Source organism: Synechococcus sp. M16.1 (assembly GCF_014279895.1).
Lineage (GTDB): Bacteria > Cyanobacteriota > Cyanobacteriia > PCC-6307 > Cyanobiaceae > Parasynechococcus.
Genome location: NZ_CP047954.1, coordinates 256,261 through 272,690 on the forward strand (window position 1 = coordinate 256,261; position 16,430 = coordinate 272,690).

15 protein-coding genes, 1 tRNA gene and 1 pseudogene are annotated in these 16,430 nt (G+C 63.5%); 6 read left to right on the plus strand and 11 right to left on the minus strand.

All coding sequences use genetic code 11. The annotated features are described in order from the left end of the window. Nucleotides 1–9: 9 nt before the first annotated feature. Complete coding sequence (gene thyX / locus SynM161_RS01305) at nucleotides 10–732, minus strand: FAD-dependent thymidylate synthase (RefSeq protein WP_186541761.1); 723 nt, start codon at nucleotides 730–732, stop codon at nucleotides 10–12. A 44-nt stretch (nucleotides 733–776) separates the two neighbouring features. Further along, the gene (locus SynM161_RS01310) at nucleotides 777–1,352 is read right to left on the minus strand and encodes a thioredoxin domain-containing protein (protein WP_186541762.1); all 576 of its coding nucleotides are present in this window, start codon (nucleotides 1,350–1,352) and stop codon (nucleotides 777–779) included. 63 nt (nucleotides 1,353–1,415) lie between these two features. Here SynM161_RS01310 and SynM161_RS11970 point away from each other — a divergent pair, with 63 nt between their 5' ends. Further along, nucleotides 1,416–1,919 carry a hypothetical protein gene (locus tag SynM161_RS11970; protein WP_255441837.1) on the plus strand — a complete coding sequence of 168 codons (504 nt, stop codon included), beginning with the start codon at nucleotides 1,416–1,418 and terminating at the stop codon, nucleotides 1,917–1,919. A gap of 84 nt (nucleotides 1,920–2,003) precedes the next feature. Here SynM161_RS11970 and SynM161_RS11975 read toward each other — a convergent pair. Further along, nucleotides 2,004–3,899: pseudogene (locus SynM161_RS11975) on the minus strand (transglycosylase SLT domain-containing protein); the annotation flags it as partial. Nucleotides 3,900–4,034: 135 nt separating this feature from the next. Between SynM161_RS11975 and glmM the strand changes: the two are divergent. Then, nucleotides 4,035–5,429, plus strand: coding sequence for a phosphoglucosamine mutase (gene glmM, locus SynM161_RS01320; RefSeq protein ID WP_186541763.1), 1,395 nt, complete (start codon nucleotides 4,035–4,037; stop codon nucleotides 5,427–5,429). On the opposite strand, the gene SynM161_RS01325 is transcribed toward glmM, so the two are convergent. Genes SynM161_RS01325 through SynM161_RS01340 form a run of 4 tightly spaced genes read right to left on the minus strand, consistent with a single transcriptional unit; the run spans nucleotide 5,416 to nucleotide 9,716 of the window. Continuing rightward, nucleotides 5,416–6,369 (minus strand): BadF/BadG/BcrA/BcrD ATPase family protein, encoded by a 954-nt coding sequence (locus SynM161_RS01325; protein WP_186541764.1) that lies wholly within the window; start codon nucleotides 6,367–6,369, stop codon nucleotides 5,416–5,418. The two genes, glmM and SynM161_RS01325, sit on opposite strands and share 14 nt — an antisense overlap. After that, nucleotides 6,366–7,682: an IctB family putative bicarbonate transporter gene (locus tag SynM161_RS01330; protein ID WP_186541765.1), complete on the minus strand. Its 1,317-nt coding sequence runs from the start codon at nucleotides 7,680–7,682 to the stop codon at nucleotides 6,366–6,368. The genes SynM161_RS01325 and SynM161_RS01330 overlap by 4 nt, the downstream gene beginning before the upstream one ends. A gap of 9 nt (nucleotides 7,683–7,691) precedes the next feature. Further along, entirely contained in the window at nucleotides 7,692–8,396 is a 705-nt protein-coding gene (gene trmB / locus SynM161_RS01335; protein WP_186541766.1) for a tRNA (guanosine(46)-N7)-methyltransferase TrmB, read from the minus strand. Between the two features lie 24 nt (nucleotides 8,397–8,420). Continuing rightward, nucleotides 8,421–9,716: an FIST N-terminal domain-containing protein gene (locus tag SynM161_RS01340; RefSeq protein ID WP_186541767.1), complete on the minus strand. Its 1,296-nt coding sequence runs from the start codon at nucleotides 9,714–9,716 to the stop codon at nucleotides 8,421–8,423. 69 nt (nucleotides 9,717–9,785) lie between these two features. On the opposite strand from SynM161_RS01340, the gene SynM161_RS01345 reads away from it, so the two are divergent. Together SynM161_RS01345 and SynM161_RS01350 are read left to right on the plus strand one after the other, a co-directional pair. Further along, on the plus strand, nucleotides 9,786–10,397 hold the full coding sequence (locus SynM161_RS01345) for a DUF3177 family protein (RefSeq protein ID WP_186541768.1): 612 nt from the start codon (nucleotides 9,786–9,788) through the stop codon (nucleotides 10,395–10,397). Further along, nucleotides 10,397–10,690 (plus strand): hypothetical protein, encoded by a 294-nt coding sequence (locus SynM161_RS01350; RefSeq protein WP_186541769.1) that lies wholly within the window; start codon nucleotides 10,397–10,399, stop codon nucleotides 10,688–10,690. Before SynM161_RS01345 ends, SynM161_RS01350 begins: the two co-directional genes overlap by 1 nt. Here SynM161_RS01350 and ileS read toward each other — a convergent pair. Further along, nucleotides 10,675–13,599, minus strand: coding sequence for an isoleucine--tRNA ligase (gene ileS, locus SynM161_RS01355; protein WP_186541770.1), 2,925 nt, complete (start codon nucleotides 13,597–13,599; stop codon nucleotides 10,675–10,677). The genes SynM161_RS01350 and ileS overlap by 16 nt on opposite strands. 27 nt (nucleotides 13,600–13,626) lie before the next feature. Further along, complete coding sequence (locus SynM161_RS01360; protein ID WP_186541771.1) at nucleotides 13,627–14,121, minus strand: Ycf66 family protein; 495 nt, start codon at nucleotides 14,119–14,121, stop codon at nucleotides 13,627–13,629. A 54-nt stretch (nucleotides 14,122–14,175) separates the two neighbouring features. Here SynM161_RS01360 and SynM161_RS01365 point away from each other — a divergent pair. Both SynM161_RS01365 and crtR read left to right on the plus strand, forming a co-directional pair. Beyond that, nucleotides 14,176–14,257 (plus strand) — tRNA-Leu (locus SynM161_RS01365). A gap of 54 nt (nucleotides 14,258–14,311) precedes the next feature. Continuing rightward, the gene (gene crtR / locus SynM161_RS01370) at nucleotides 14,312–15,343 is read left to right on the plus strand and encodes a beta-carotene hydroxylase (RefSeq protein ID WP_186542344.1); all 1,032 of its coding nucleotides are present in this window, start codon (nucleotides 14,312–14,314) and stop codon (nucleotides 15,341–15,343) included. A 7-nt stretch (nucleotides 15,344–15,350) separates the two neighbouring features. Here crtR and gatC read toward each other — a convergent pair whose 3' ends face one another. Both gatC and SynM161_RS01380 read right to left on the minus strand, forming a co-directional pair. Continuing rightward, nucleotides 15,351–15,644: an Asp-tRNA(Asn)/Glu-tRNA(Gln) amidotransferase subunit GatC gene (gene gatC / locus SynM161_RS01375; protein WP_115009536.1), complete on the minus strand. Its 294-nt coding sequence runs from the start codon at nucleotides 15,642–15,644 to the stop codon at nucleotides 15,351–15,353. After that, entirely contained in the window at nucleotides 15,641–16,429 is a 789-nt protein-coding gene (locus SynM161_RS01380; RefSeq protein WP_115081579.1) for a creatininase family protein, read from the minus strand. Before SynM161_RS01380 ends, gatC begins: the two co-directional genes overlap by 4 nt. Nucleotide 16,430: the final 1 nt, after the last annotated feature.

The window sequence follows — 16,430 nt, forward strand, 5'->3', positions numbered from 1 at the left end:
GCTCTTTGATTAGGGGGCCAAACGCGCCCGGTGCAGCCTGCTCTTCTCATACCAGGCTGCAAATTCTGGGGCCCACTCCACCATGTGGGGCCACATCAGATCACAGAGCTGGCGGATCTCCAGCTGTGCATCGAGCTTGGCCCGCAGGTCCATGAAGTGCAGGAACGCCCGCAGGCTGAAGCTCACCACAAAATGCTGGCGGTAGTCGAAGGGAAGGATGCCGCGGGCGTGCTCCTCGGCGAAGCCCGCCCTGAGCAGATCCCTGTAGCGCTCGGCGGCGCTACGGCAGAGATCAAGATCCTGTTGGCGTAGTGCTTCGGTGTAGGCGTATTTCTTGCCCTGCCGATCGCTGTACTCGCCGATGGGCCTCAGATAGAACACCTCTTCCAGGTTCAGGGCTCCATCCGCTGCACGGCAGATGCGTTCACCGGTGTAACGCATCGACTGCACATCGAAGCTCACCCCAACCCGGTGGGTGCGGGCCTGCTGCATCACCGAGTGCGGGAACCAGCCCACGTTCAGCACGATCTGTGCATGCTCCATCGGGCCGTAGTGGCCGCGCTCTCCCGACAGCAGGCGTTTCACACAGATCTCTCCAGCCCGCTGCTCATCAGGCCAGTTGGCACGATCTCCGGCCACGAATCCTTCGCTGTAGTCCTGATGCATGGCGGCGTACACGCATTGCTGCGGGTTCGGCGTAGCTGCGATCAGATCGACCCGAAAGCGGTCCATGGGAGCGTCAGAGTGACGAGTTGTGGTGATCATGGCGAGGCGTGTCAACCATGGCTGCGGGGCCCCGCGTTGGCTGGGCTCGAGGCCCCTGCCATCGCGTTGTTCGCGGAGGGGGGCGTCAGCAGCTGGCTGATGTTGCCGACGCCAGGCAAGGCCGGCAACGGCTGATTTTCAAGCAGTGCTGTGGTGAGCAGCTGGAGTTCCTCAGCGCTGCGCAAGCCGAGGGATCGCCCCTTGGCTTCCCCCTCAGCGTTGAACAGGTTCAACTGGGGAATGCCGTTGACGTCGTAGCGATCAACCAGATCTTGCCAACGGGGGTTGTCGACGTTGACCAGAACAACATCGAGTCGATCTCGCGATTGCTTCTCCAAAGTCAGCATCGAAGGTGCCATCTCTCTGCAGACCTGGCACCAATCGGCGTAGAACTCGATCAGCGTTGGGCGTCCGTTGGTTAACGCTGTTTGTGGGTCGAGGGATCGTCTCGCCAGCTGCTCCATCGGACTTTCGCTCTGAATGCCACCGCGTAGGACAACCAGGCCCATGGCCAGAGCCACCGCAATCAGCACCAGCACCCATCGCTGCGCTGTGCCCAGGGGCGAAGACTCCGGGGTGCCTGTCATCGCACGTCAACCGCAGCGATCACTCTGGCAGCTCCTTCGAAAGGCCGCCGCTACCTTGACGCCATGCCAATTCTGCGACTGCTGAGCCTTCCGGTTCGGGCGCCGTTGTTGACGGTGCTATTTCTCGTTGCGGTTGTGCTCGGCAACCATTGGCAGATTGTTCAGCCCTCCTTCACGTCTCTCTATGGCGTGAGTGCGGCCTGGTTCTGGTGTCTCGTGCTGCTGCAGACGCAGGTGGTTGTCGTCTTCTGCACCATGCCCGATCTGCTGTTGCGCCAGGTGTCGTTGCTGATGGCGTCGAGCCGGGTGATGACGTTGGTGGTCACGCTGCTGGTGGTGATCACCGGTGGCATTTATCTGCTGAAGCTCAATGTGCTCACCGACGTGTTGATCCTGGCCTCAGCCGTGCTCTTGGCCAGGCTCGATCTCATCCGCATCGGTGTTCTGCCCGCCGCCGGGATCTGCCTGCTTCTGATGAGTTTGGTCGTGATCGCTGGCATCGTCGCCGGCACGCTTCTGCCCCATCCCAGCGCCAGTCTCGTTGCAGAACGATTGATTGCCGCCTAGGTAGCCGAGCAGATTGTCCAGCACTTTCTTGGTGTAGAAGCGTGTTTCCGGGTAGGGAATGCGTTCCACCCAGAGCGCATCGTCGTCTTGATTCGTGGGTTGCACCCAAGAGGCCACAGCACCAGGCCCGGCGTTGTAGCTGGCAATGCTGCGAAAGGGGTCGTTTTCCCATTGCTCCAGCAAGTGGTTGAGGTAGCGCGCGCCCAGTTCGAAGTTTTCGGCGGGATCCTTCAGCATCAGCGTGCTGGTTGGTGCGTCAGCCATCTCTGTGGCTGTGGAGGGCATCAATTGCATCACGCCTACGGCCCCAGCAGGGGAGACGACACCAGGAGCAAAGCGTGATTCCTGTTTGGCGATCGCTCGCAACAGATTGGCCTGAACGCCTGCTTGCTCTGCCGCTGTCTGTATCTCAGCTTCGAAGAGGCGAGGGAATTGGCTGCGATGCAGGAGAGTCCGTTGATGGCAGCTCGGATCACGCCAGCGGAGGCTGAGCCACCAGAGCTGGTCCAGTCCCATCCAGGTGTCCCCGACGGCAAGGCGCAGCCTGGCTTCGGCGAGACGTTCTTCAGGTGGCGGTGGGGCTGCGGGGTCTGCCTCGGCCTGCCAGGCCTCCCAGGCGGCGTGCACCTGGCCCAGTCGCCAAAGCTCGTTCACCAGGCGGTGATGGCTGTTGAGCGGTTGCCAGGCTGGCGGCTCCTGCTGCGGGTCTGGGGATCGCAACGCCAGGGGTTCGGCCACACCCAGGTGCTCCATGGCGCGCCATCGGTAGTAGCCCCCGGGGAAGGCCTCGATCAGGCGGCGCCAGGTGCGTTCTGCCTTTGTCGTTTCGCCGAGTTGCTTGTGGCTAAGCCCCAACCAGAACAGCCGCCGCGTCTCCAACGGTGGAGGCAGGGGGTCATCCTCATCGGGGCGTTCCAGCAGGGCGCGGGCGCGATCCCAATCCTCAGCCAGAAACGCTTCGCGGGCGAGGTCCCATTGGAGTTGCCAGATGTCGGGGTCGTTGGGCCAGCGGCTCAGGGCGGCATCCGCCCCGTCGCCGCCGGCGAGTCGTACGCGAGCTGCGGCAACAGCGGCTGAGCGCTCCTGAAGGGCGGCCGGAAGGGCATCCAGGACCCCATGCTGGGCATCAAGCGGTTCGCTCAGGATCCGCGCTGCTTCAAGGCTGGCGGGGTGGCTTGGGTGGCTTTGCGCCAGCGTCAGCAGCTGGGATGTACCCGCACCTGGGTCGCCATGCAGCAGCAGGGAACGACCGATGGCCAGCTGGGTCTCCGGGGAGGCATCGAGCTCCTGAAGACAGGTCAGTGCGGTGTCGGCATGGCCTTGTTTTGCGAGTGCTTGCGCCAAGGTTTGGCGTTGGTGGGGTTGAGGTGCCTGCGCCCCCGTGGCCTCGCAGGCGTCACGCATCAGCTCAAAGGCGCCGTCTCGGCGCGTATTCCAACGGGCTAGATGCAGGGCGCCTTGATGGCTTGCCAGCGCTTCGGAGCCATCCCGAGCCGCCAGGGTCAGTGCTGCGGGGTGCGCGGGTTGCTGCTGGAGCAGCTGCTGATGAAGAACGGGGTTGTTGTCGCCAAGCGCCAATCGCGCCCATGCCGAGCCGGGTGCTTCGGGAAAGCGATCCAACAGGAGCTGCCAGATCTCAGCAGCGTCGGATGTCTCGCCCTTTGCGTCAGCGGTGAGGGCTGCCCGTTCGAGCACCACGGCCGCCATCGGATCGCGCCCCCAGCCTTGGCCATGGAGCAGTTGCGGTGAACCATCCCTGGCCAGCATCAACAGGGCGGCTTCTCGACGGGTCTGCGGATCGATGGCCCAGCGGTAGTGCTGCCAGAGCCTTGCCTGCGAGACCTCAGGCGTGAGGCGCTGATGCTGCTTGTTCAGCAGTTGCTGCCCGCCCCATGCAGCCAACCCACTGAAGCCAGCAACCGAAAGCAGTAGCAGCGTTCCGATTCGCGGCCCTGCCTGCACACCCAACTTGGAGCTCATCTCATTCTGATGCTTCAAAGACAGTTGGCGAGCCTTTGATCACCTGCAGGCCGTGGAGGGCAGAGCTGCACCTGTCACGTCCTTGGGAATCAGCCTCAGAGGTGGTTCCTATGGTGCTGTCCACGATTGAGACCCATGGTTCAAGAGGCGTGCTCCCCGATCGGCCCCGCTCTCGGTGACGCTGCGCCAGGGTTTGGAACCGACGGGATCCGTGGGCTCGCCGGCACGGTTCTCACCCCCGCCTTGTGTCTTCAGGTGGGCTATTGGGTCGGTCGGGTTCTGCAGGCGGAAGGTCCTGTTCTGATCGGGATGGACTCCCGGACCAGCGGCAGCATGGTGGTTGCTGCCCTGACGGCCGGTTTGACGGCGGCTGGTCGCGATGTGTGGACCCTTGGGCTCTGTCCGACGCCGGCGGTTCCGTTGTTGATTCGCCAGCTGGGGGCCGCCGGCGGCCTGATGGTCTCCGCCAGCCATAACCCCCCTGCAGACAACGGCATCAAGGTGTTTGGGGCCGATGGCGCCAAACTCAGCGCCTCCCGTCAAGCCCAGGTGGAAGCCGGTCTGCAGGGGCAGACGCCCATGGCTGAGCAAGCAACATTCCGCTGCGGTGTGGCGCGATCCAGCGCCGATCTCCTGGATGGCTACAGAGAGGTGTTGCAACAATCGGTGGCTGAACGCCGACTGGATGGCGTTCCCATCGTTTTGGACCTCTGCTGGGGATCCGCGACGGCGTGCGGTGCCGATGCCTTCCGTGCCCTGGGGGCTGATCTCACCGTGCTCCATGGGGAACCCGATGGCTCCCGCATCAACGTGGCTTGCGGGTCAACCCATCTGGAACCGCTACAACGGGCTGTGATCGAGCGCGGCGCGGCGATGGGTTTTGCCTTTGATGGTGATGCCGATCGGATGCTGGCGGTGGACGGCCGCGGCCGGATCATCGACGGCGACCACGTGCTGTTTCTCTGGGGATCCGTGCTGCAGGAGCAGCAGGCGCTCCCCGATCAGCGGTTGGTGGCCACTGTGATGTCGAACCTTGGCTTCGAGCGTGCCTGGAAGCAGCGGGGCGGCACCCTTGATCGCACGCCGGTGGGAGATCAGCACGTCCATGCCGCGATGGTGGCCAGTGGCGCGGGCCTCGGTGGAGAACAATCCGGCCACATCCTTTCCGCCTCCCATGGGCTGTGTGGCGATGGTGTTCTGACCGCCGTTCAGTTGGCCACCTTGTGCCATGCCCAGGGCATCAGCCTGAGCGATTGGTTGGACCGCAGTTTCCAGGCCTACCCGCAGAAATTGGTCAATGTGCGGGTGATCGACCGTTTGCGCCGTAAGAACTGGAGCGCTTGCACTGCTCTCACCGACGCCATTGCTTCAGCGGAGCAGTCGATGGGCCAGACCGGTCGCATTTTGGTGCGGGCCAGTGGTACGGAGCCCGTCTTGCGGGTGATGGTGGAAGCCGAGCAGTCGGACGCTGTGGAGCATTGGACGGGGCATCTGGCCGCCGTTGCCGAGGATCATCTCAACGCGGCCTGAGGCTTAAGGCCTCGGCCATCAAGAGGGCGCCATCACAGGCATCGCCCTTGGCCTTGCCCCATCGGGCTTCGGGAATCGACTGATGGATGGCCTGTTGCACGGCTGTGCGGAACCCCTGGAGATGGGTGACGGCTCCTCCATGGCAGATCACCAGGGGGGACCGCAGGGAAAGCTGCTGGGCCACGGTGCTGATGCAGCGGGAGAGGGCTGCTGCAGATCCCTTAACGATCTCCTCCGCGCCAGGGCAGTTCTTGGCTGCGGCTTCCACCACCAGTGGAGCCAAGGCTGCAAAGTCAGCCGTGCCGAAGTCCTGCTGCACCACCCGGGCTTTCACTGCGGCGTGGCTGTCGCAGCCCAGCTGATTCCAGATCTGCAGGCGCAGCGGATGGTCGGGCAGGCGTCCATCGGCCATGCGCAGGGTCAGCTGCAATCCCTGGTGGCCCAGATCAAAGGCCGAGCCGGCTCCATCGAGCAGCCATCCCCAGCCGCCACAGCGGTGTTCATGGCCGTTCTCGTCTCGGCCCAGCACGATCATTCCGGTGCCGCTGATCGCCAGGATTCCTGCGCCTTCAGGGATCGCACCTCGCAAGGCGGTGCGTTCGTCTCCGGTGACCAGCACCTTGGTCAAGCCTGTGTTAACACCGATGGCCAGGGCTTGCCCCACCAAACGTTCAGCACGCTGTTGCAGTGCCGTTCCGTGTTCGATGCCGCTGGCTCCCACAACGGCCGCCTGGATCACGCCATCGGGGTGATTTTTCAGGGCCTCCTGCGCACTGGCGCTGATCGCCTCGAGGAAACGACGCTCACCCTGGGGGGCATCCAGGTGGCTCACGCCGGGGCCCTCGCCTTCTCCAACAGGCTGGTGCACGCCGTTCTGAACCACGCTGAGGCGGCAGCGGGTGTGCGTCTGTCCGGCATCGAATCCAGCGAGCAGCTTCATGATTCCGTGGGTCGACTCACCAGGCTGGCCAGAGCAAACCAGCCGATCAACTGCACTTCGGGGCGGAAGAAGATTGTGTCGGTGCTGCCCTGCATCAGCAGGCCAGCGATGGCAGCGAGGCTGGCGATGGATGCCAAGGCGCTTGGAGCATCGGCATTGAGCTGCTTGAGGCCCTGCCTCAGGCTGCTGGCCAGCAATCCCAGGCAGGCCAGCAGTCCGGGAATGCCGTTTTCTACCAGGATTTCCAAGGGAACGGAGTAGGCACTGAGGGCGTTGAACTTCGGTTGCTGATACAGGGGATAGATGCTGTTGAACGCCGTATTGCCAGGGCCGATGCCCAACCAGGGACGGTCTTGCACCATCTGGATGGCCGCCATCCAGACGTTGATGCGGAAGTTGTTGGAACTATCCCCCCGTCCCGCCAGCAGGCTGGTGATGCGCGTGCGGATCGGATCGATCTGGGTGGCCGCCACCACAAGGAAAGCGGCTCCAACCAGCAGCACGGCCAGAGGCACAAGACGTCTCCAGAGCGGAGGCCAGTGGCGTGTCCAGCGCAGCAGCAGCAACAACAGCAGCACGGCACCGGCAGCAACCATTCCCAGCCAGCCGCCGCGGCTGTAGGTGAACAGCGTGGCTGTTGCTGCCAACACCAATGTGGTTCCGGCAAACAGCTGGGCTCCCACCCCACGCCAGCGCACCAGTGCGATCGCTGCGAAGGGAATCAGCGGCAGCAGGTAACCCGCCAGGAGGTTGGGGTTGCCCAGGGGGCCGTAGATCCGAATGGTGCCGGTGCTGATGGAATTCGGATCGGCCCAGCCCGCCAGTTCCTCGCTGGAGGCATACAGCTGTCGCAAAGCCAGAACGCTGCTGAGCAGCCCGCCACTCAGCAGTCCGGCGACCAGACGGTCCCACCATTGGCTGTTGCTCAGCAGCAGCTTGCAGAGCAAGGCATAAACGCCCAGGTAGCTGAGCAGTTTGATCAGGCCTTTGCTGGCGGCAATTGGAACCGGAGAACATCCGGTGGCCACAATCGCGATGGCCAGAAAAAGCATCAGCCAGCGCGAGATGGTTCCGATGCGCTGAGGTGGCGGACTGCAGAGGCACCAGAGCAGCCATAGAACGCCGCAGGCTGCAATCACCAGGGCCAGGCCTGTGCGTGTGAAGAAAGGAAGACCCGTGACCAAGGCCAGCAGCAGGAGTCCCGCCAGCCCTTCAAGGCGTTTCAGCACCGCCTGATCCGTAGTGATCACCCCCTGCCAGCGCACCAACAGGGCCCCACTGCTTGCCGTCTGGGTTGCATCCGCAGAGGCCATCGTGGGGCTTCAGGTGGTGAGTGCTTCCGCCGGATTATCGATCTCCTGCCAGCGCTGTTCCAGATCTGACACGGAAGGAAGTGGATTCTGGTTCCGGCGATAGAGCACCCGGTAGACGGGGAGGTTTTGCTCAAGCACGTAGCGCTCCCGTTCCGTGGGAACCGAAAGCGGGTTGCTGGCGCGCCAGGGACGTTGGTCCTCGGCGGGGCGGTCGAAACAGTCGCTGAGTTCGGTGAGAGCCACCATCGGCTCAATCACGTCCAGAATATCGCTCTGCAGAAACAGCTCACGGCCGGGCTGCAGGGCCGTTGCAATGGCGAGCAGAAGCGCCGGCTGCAGGACCCGGCGCTTGTGGTGCCTGCGTTTGAACCAGGGATCGGGGAATTGGATCGAGACCCGCTGCAGTCGGTCCTGCTTCAGGGCCTTCATCCAGCCTTCTAGGCTGATGTTGGCGTTGCAGAACAGGATCCGAACATTGCCGTGCTCCGAGGCGAGCGCGTCTTGATCGGCAGACGTCACCAGCGGTCGGCGGATTTCAACGCCGAGATGGTTCCAGTGGGGATCACGCTCGGCCAAGCCCAGCAGGCAGCGGCCACGGGCGCAGCCGATATCAAGGTGGATCGGCTGATCAGGAACGCGAAACAGCTGCTCGGGTGGTGGTAATTCCAGCGGCAACTGGAAGAAGCTGCTGAGGGGATTGACGTGCTGACGCAAGGTTCTGAAGCGGTGCGATCCGGTTCAATCGAGATTGTCAGAGCCACTCCCGGAGGAGCTGTCGGGGTCCTGGCGCAGCAAGCCCCAACAGGCGGTGTAGCCATGCAGATGTGTTGTCCCGCCGACGGGTCCGATCTCACCGTTGCAGAACGCTCCCGCCACAGGCAGGTCTGGCATTAGTTGACGCGCCAGGCTGATGTCGCCATCGGCTCGACCAAACAGCCCCTGGCCCCGTCCCAGGCAGGCCATGAGCAGTCCGAAGTGGACCGTGTCGCCAGAATCAGTTGTCGCTGCTTTGAGCAGGGCAACGGCTTCGTCCTGGGAGGCCGTTGCTTCGCGCAGGTGGAATTGCACGTTTTGGCCGGCGCGCACCCGCTCTGCAACGGCCACGGCGCCATTGTTGGGATCGACTCCGATCAGGTTGCGGATCAGGAAGGCACTCGCTTCCGAGGCTGCTCCGTTGGCGTTCAGCCGCAGGCTGCTGCGTTCCACACCGAGGAACAACGAGTGACGCACCAGTTCGCGCTCCCGTTCGCTGAGGTCCGCCAGAATCCGTTGCAGGCAATTGATGGGGCTGGCCTTGGTGCTGCCATCACTGAGTTCCAGCAACACGTTTCGCTGCACCTGCTCGATTGAGAAGACCGGGCCGATGGGGCGGCATCCCTGGGCCACAACGGTTTCGAGCCGCCAGCTTCCCCCGATGGAACACACCACTGCGCCGGTGACGACCTGGTCATCCAGCAGCAACGATCCGTGCGGACTGTTGTGGGGTGCGGCGATGCCGCCAATCTTTTCGGCACTCGGATAGGCGTAGTCCAGCCCGCTGATCAGGTCATTGATTCCACTGCTGGTGGGGTCGATCAGCAGGATCTGGCTGCGGGCAGCCTCGGGGGTGATGCCAACCCAGTCTTGCCATTGCTGGGCGGCTCCATCCAGATCAGGCAGCTCCTCGATGCTCAGGTGTTGAGTGGCGATCGATGCCCCCGGCAGGGAGAGCAGCGTCACGCTCAAAGCAGGTGTCTGCTCCAGTTCCGCGGCGCTTCCGTCGCCGCGGGTGCCCACCACGCCGCCACCGGTGCATCCGATCCAATGCTTCGCGCTGATCTGGGCGCGAAGCATCGGCAGCAGCCGCGGCAGGTCGGTGGCGTAACCCGTGGAGGTGAAGACGAGGGCGAGATCGGCTTCGCCCTTGGATCGGCCCAGTTGCTCGACCACATCCCTTACTGCTTCATCCAGGGACGCTTTGCCAGACAACCCTGTCCGGCAACTGGCTTCAGCGCCCCCGGAGCGAAACCAGCTGAACGGTGCGAACGGTGCCATGAAGCGGACCTTATCAACCCTGGAGCACAGCTCGGGACGTTGATAATGGCGGCACTGTGACAGTCCCCAGTGAACGAGCTCACGTACCGCGCTCTGGTGTGGCTGACCTATCGCCTGGCCGCCACCTTCGCCGTTGGCGTGCCTTTGGTCCTGTTGATCTGGTCGTCCTGGCGTCGCGAGCCGTTGGTGCTTCGGCTGCTCGGGATCTATTGGAAAGTGGCCAGCCTGATGGCAATCAGCCTCTTGCTGCTGACGGATCAGCGGCCCTTGGGCTACGCCCTGGCGGTTGTCGCACCGGTGTTGATGGTGATCAGCCTGTGGTTCTGGGTCGACATCAATGAGGAGCTGGCCGACCAGCCGCCCTGGCGTCCGCTGCCCCTTGCCGTGAAGGTGTGGCGTTGGGCATTCAGTGGGTTTGCTCTCATCAGCCTGGGCATGAGCGTGACGGGTTTGGGCTGCATGCAACAGCTGGCGTCCTCGGCATGCCTCACCTGGCTGGAAGCTCCTCAGGGCATCCATGGTCTTGCGGCCACGGTGTTCAATTTTCTGTTCGGTGGTTTGTGGACCGAGGCCGTTGCTGCCTTTGTGGGGTACGTCGCCCTGGTGGCTTACCTGGCTGGTTTGCTGCAGTGGCTGTTGGTGCGTTTGCCCCGTTACGGCCGCGTGGCGGGGGATTTCTGATGACTGACCAGGCGCTGGTTCAGGCCCTGGAAGAGCGAACGCGTGTTCAGCCCCAGCGAGTTGTCCGCCTACGGGGTCAGGTCGTGGATGAGCCGTTTGAGTTGCTGATCTTCCGTGGGTTCAGCAGCAGCACCACCCATCCAACCGCCTTTGACCCTGATGCCTGCGTTCTCCCTGAGGGAACCAGCCTCGATCAGGCTGAGCTGCTGCAGGGGCCCTTGTCGCCAGGTCAAGAGGTTGTCCTGGCTGGACCGATGCCGCCGAACGATCTCCTGGCTCAGGCCAACTGGTGAGTCCGGCGTTCCAGAACGCCAACACAGCGTCCGCAGATGTGGGGATGCTCCGGGTGCTGACCCACATCCCCCTCGTAGTGCCAGCAGCGCTCGCATTTGGTTCCCCGCGCTCGGCTCACCTCGATCGATGCGAGCTCGTCGTCCTGGCTGGCCAGCACTTCGGCCCAGGGCTCGCCGCCAATCTGCAGTTGTGAGACCAGCAGCCAGTCCCGCAGACCGTCCACCTCGGGATCCCCCGTCTCACTCAGCCAGGAGAGAGCGGCCTGGAGTTCCGGACGGCGGGCGTCAATCCGCACGGCTGCCTCAAGCGATGCGCCAAGTTCCTGACGGCCGCGGCAATCTTCAATCACTTTGTTGACGGCGGCGCGGAGCTCCCGCAGCTCTTGAACCGGAGCGCTGAGAGCAGCATCACACCACTCGACTGGAACCGTCGGCCAGCCCCGGTGGAAGACCGATGTCTCCTCCACGGGGTAAGGCAGGTTCTGCCAGATGTCTTCGGCCATGTGGCACAAGACAGGAGCGATCAGTCCGGCCAGGCGTTCGATGATCAGGGCCATCACGGTCTGGCAGCTGCGCCGGCGATGGTCGGCGGGGGCACTCACGTAGAGCCTGTCCTTGGCGATGTCGAGGTAGAAGTTCGACAGATCGGTGACACAGAAGTTCTGCAGCAGCTGGAAGAAGCGGAAGAACTCGAAGCTTTCGAAGGCTTCTGTGATGTCGTCCATCACCTCGGCCGTGCGCTGCAGCATCCAGCGGTCCAGCAACGGCAGTTCCGCAATCGGGATCGCGTCGGTTGCCGGATTGAAGTCGTGCAGGTTGCCCAGCAGATAGCGGCTGGTGTTGCGCACCTTGCGATACACATCGGCCAGCTGGCGCAGAATCCCGGCTCCGATCGGCACATCGGCGGAGTAATCCACCGAGCTCACCCAGAGCCGCAGCACATCGGCGCCGTAGGGCGGTTCCTGTTTCTGGTTTTTGCCCCCCTCGATGATCACCATCGGGTCGACCACGTTGCCGAGGGATTTACTCATCTTGCGGCCCTTCTCATCCAAGGCGAAGCCATGGGTGAGCACCCGCTTGTAGGGAGCGTGGCCATTCACGGCGACCGAGGTGAGCAGTGAACTCTGGAACCAGCCGCGGTGCTGGTCGGACCCTTCCAAGTACAGGTCGGCGGGATAGCTCAGGTTGTCCTGCTGGCTGGCGACGGCAGCCCAGCTTGAGCCGGAGTCGAACCACACGTCCATGGTGTCGGTGCCCTTGCGCCACTGATCGGCCTGGTCGGCGTAGGCGGGCGGCAGCAGATCCGCTTCGTCTTTCTCCCACCAGACGTCGGCGCCGTGCTCGGCGATCAACGCCTGGATGTGCTCCAGGGTGTCGGCGTTCAGCAGCACCTCGCCGTTGCTGCGGTGATAAAAGACGGGGATCGGCACCCCCCAGGTGCGCTGACGGGAGATGCACCAGTCGCCCCGCTCCTTGACCATCGATTCGATCCGGTTGCGACCGGAAGCAGGGGTCCACTCCACGGCGGCGATCGCATCCAGGGCCTGTTGACGGAACCCTTCCACGGAGGCAAACCACTGTTCCGTGGCCCGGAAGATGGTGGGTTTCTTGGTGCGCCAGTCGTAGGGGTAGCGGTGGCCATAGGCCTCCTGCTTGAGCAGGGCCCCGGCGGACTCCAGCGCCTCAATGATCTTGGGGTTGGCATCCTTGAGCACATTCAGGCCCGCGAACGGCCCGGCCTCGTCCGTGAGGTTGCCGGCTTCGTCCACAGGGCAGAGCACCGGCAGGCCGTTCTTCTGGCCGGTGTGGAAGTCGTCGACGCCGTGACCAGGTGCGGTGTGCACGAGGCCTGTGCCTGATTCGGTGGTGATGTAATCGCCCCCGATCACCACCGGACTGGTGCGATCCAGCAGCGGGTGGCGGTAGGTCAGCCCAGCGAGCAGAGCGCCTTTGACGGTGGCGCGCCGGCTCAGTGGGCGCGCGAGGGTGCCGCTCAGCGTCTCGATCAGATCGGCAGCCACCAGCAGCAGTCGGCCTTCGCCGTCGTCGGTCAGGGCGTATTCGAGCCTTTCATTCACCGACACCGCCAGGTTGGCCGGCAGCGTCCAGGGGGTGGTGGTCCAGATCGCCACCTGCAGGGCCTTCCCAAGGGCGTCCGTCTCCGTGGGCAGGTCCAGGCCCTCGGCCTTGAGTGCATCCCGCAGCGCCGCTGGAAGCTCCACGGCTGGGAAGGCGGCGTAGACGCTGGGACTGGTGTGGCCGTCGGGGTACTCCAGTTCGGCTTCGGCTAAAGCGGTGCGTGAACTCGGGCTCCAGTGCACCGGTTTCAGGCCCCGGTAGATGTGCCCCTTGAGCACCATCTCGCCAAACACCCGAATCTGAGCCGATTCGTACTCCTTTTGCAGAGTCAGATACGGCTGCTCCCAGTCCGCCCAGATGCCCCAGCGCTGGAAGCCCTTCATCTGGCCATCCACCTGTTTGCGGGCGTAGGCGGCGGCCTTCTTGCGCAGCTTGATCGGTGTCAGCGCCTTGCGCTGCTCCTGATCCATCGACTGCAGCACCTTGAGCTCGATCGGCAGACCGTGGCAGTCCCAGCCCGGTACGTAGCGCACTCGCCGTCCGTTCAACACCTGATATTTGTTGATGACGTCCTTCAGCACCTTGTTGAGGGCATGCCCCATGTGCAGAGCCCCGTTGGCGTAGGGCGGGCCGTCATGGAGGGTGAAGGTTGGGCCGCTGTTGTTCAGGCCCAGCTCGCCGTCGATGCCGTGGTCTTTCCAGAAGCCCTGCAGTTCAGGTTCGCGTTGGACGGCATTGGCGCGCATGCCGAATCCCGTTTGCAGCAGATTGAGGGTGTGTTTGTAGGAGGGGCGTTCCTCAGCGGCGGCGTCGCGCGTCTCCTTGCTCACGTGGTCCCTGCTCTGGCCTCGGGATTATCAGTCTTCGCCCTCTGGAGATGTGACCTTGGCGGCTTCGGCTGATTCGGTGTCGCTTGTGTCAGTGGTTTCGGGGGACTCGGGACGCACCCATTTTTTGCCCGTAACCCCTGATTTCCCGGCCGGTTTGAGTTGTTTGGCAATGCCGCTGATGCCTTCGCCCACTCGGCCTGTGGTGATCAACAGTTGTTGAAGGCTGGTGCGCCAATGATCGGGCGAGGTGAACCGCTGCTGCTCGGTTTCGCTGAGGCTGTTCCAGCGGGCCTGTCCGACCTCGGATCCCAAGCGTGCGATCAACAGGCCGGCGCAGAGAACCGCCAGCATCGGTGCTCCCCGCAGACGGTCCGTGCTGGTGACCAGAACGAGACCCAGCAGCAAGACCACAGCGCCCCAAACACCATCGCGGGGACGACTGAGTTCAACGGCCAGAAGGGGAAGCAACAGGAGTGCCAGGCCGAGCAGGAGGCAGAGATCGCCGCTGAGGGTCGCAAGCATCCGAGGTGTGGCGGTCTGCTCCCATTCTGGTGCGATCTCTAAAGTCGGGGCGTTGCCCACCTGGCGGAATTGGTAGACGCGCTGGTTTTAGGTACCAGTGGCTTTGGTCGTGGGGGTTCAAGTCCCCCGGTGGGCATTCCTTTCCCTACCGTGGTTCGGGATCGTTACAGACTTGTTGCCTGACCTCCGGATGCATCAGAGCACTGCTCAACAACAGCAGCCTCGTCCGGTCGGAATGGGCTATCGCTCGGTTCCACGCGAATTCGTTGACCCGCCGGCCTTCTGGAACCCCACCGTTGGCCTCTTCCTAGGCGGTTATGCCCTGGCGGCTCTGACCATCTGGGGCTGGTTTGTGGCGGCCTTGCCCCTGCCGGTGCTGCTTTGCACGGGCTTTCTGGCGCTGCATCTGGAAGGGACGGTGATCCATGACGCCTGCCACAACGCAGCCCATCCCAATCGATGGATCAACCAGGCCATGGGCCATGGCTCGGCGCTGTTGCTCGGGTTCAGCTTTCCCGTGTTCACGCGAGTGCATCTTGAGCATCACGCCCATGTGAATGACCCGAAGAACGACCCGGACCACATCGTCAGCACGTTCGGGCCGCTCTGGCTGATCGCCCCGAGATTTTTCTATCACGAGTGGTTTTTCTTTCAGCGTCGCCTCTGGCGCCGCTGGGAGTTGATGCAGTGGGGGCTTGAGCGCAGCATTTTTGTGGTGATCGTGCTGGCGGCTGCACGCTTTGCCTTCCTGCCGTTCATCTTCAACTGCTGGTTTGCCCCTGCCCTGATGGTGGGCGTGACGCTGGGTTTGTTCTTCGACTATCTCCCGCATCGGCCGTTCACCTCCCGCAACCGCTGGACGAATGCCAGGATCTACCCAGGCAGGCTGATGAACTGGCTGATCATGGGGCAGAACTATCACCTGGTTCATCACCTCTGGCCATCCATTCCCTGGTTCGAATACAAACCGGCCTATGAGGCCACCAAGCCTCTGCTCGACGCCAAGGGATCTCCCCAACGGTTGGGAATTTTTGAGACCCGCCGGGATGGTTACAACTTCCTTTACGACATCCTTGTGGGAGTGCGCAGCCACAAGCGCCGCAGCGGAAAGATGAGGCGCGCAGCACGTTTCATGCCCGGTCGGGGGCTGCGTCGCCACTGGCTCGGTTTTGTTGATCGCATCGCGATCAAAACCGAGCCCAAACGTTCGGTGTCCCGCTGATCCGGGTTCAGTCGGCCAGGATTTTCGGAACCCGGAAGAAGTCACCCTCTCTCTGGGGTGCCTGGTTGAGAATGTCTTCGCGAACGGGGGTCGGCTGCACACCATCGGCCCGGGTGACGTTGGTCACCTCCACGGCTCGGGTGGTTTCCGGAACGCCTTCGGTGTCCACCTGCTGAAGCTGACCCACGTACTCGAGGATGGACTCGAGCTGACCGGTGTAGGTCGCAATCTTGTCCTCGGGCAGATCAAGGCGGGCGAGCTGGGCCACCTTGCGGACGTCGTCGCTGGAAATCTGGCTCATGACTCGCCGAGGAACGTGCGCAGATCCTCGCTCAACGCGGTGGCAGCTGTCTCCAGCAAGGCCTCACCGTGCTGGGCGGTGGCCAAGGAGGGGTGGGACCCCATGCGTCCATCGGGGTGACGGCGCCGGAAGTCGTCCGGTCCATGGATGGGGCCTGCTGGCGCGGGGTCGGGCAGCGGTCGCTGCTTGCTCTGCAGGCTCGGCTCCATGGCGAGGGTGACAGCGATTTCGCTGGGCGTGGCGTGATGGCCTTCTTTGTCGCCATACAGATCGCGTGCCTGGCGCATCACGGGGCCGGCCATGAACCAGTTGGCCAGCCGACAACGCAGCTGCGGGGCAACGGGGAGATTGCGGGTGGCGGCGGTGCCGTGGGCCTGGGCAAAGGCGGCTTTGGCCGTTGCAATGTTGCCGCCATGGCCATTGATCACGAACACCCGTTCGAAGCCATGGCGGCCCAGGGACAACACCAGGTCGTGCAGAACGGCCAGAAGCGTTGCTGGCTGCAGGCTCATCGTTCCCGCGAAACCAAGATGGTGTTCCGCCATGCCGAAGGCCTGGGCTGGGGTGACCAAAACGCCGGTGCGACGACCCACCTCAAGGGCCACCGCTTCTGCGGTAAGGGCGTCTGTGCCGATGGCGCCCGTGGGACCGTGCTGCTCGGTGGATCCCAGGGGGATGATCACCCCCTTGCAGCCTTGGAGGTAGCTCTCCACTTCAGGCCAACTGCGCAGGGCGAGGCGAATGGCGTCCGTGCTGTCGACAGGACCGGGAGTTGCAGCGGTCATT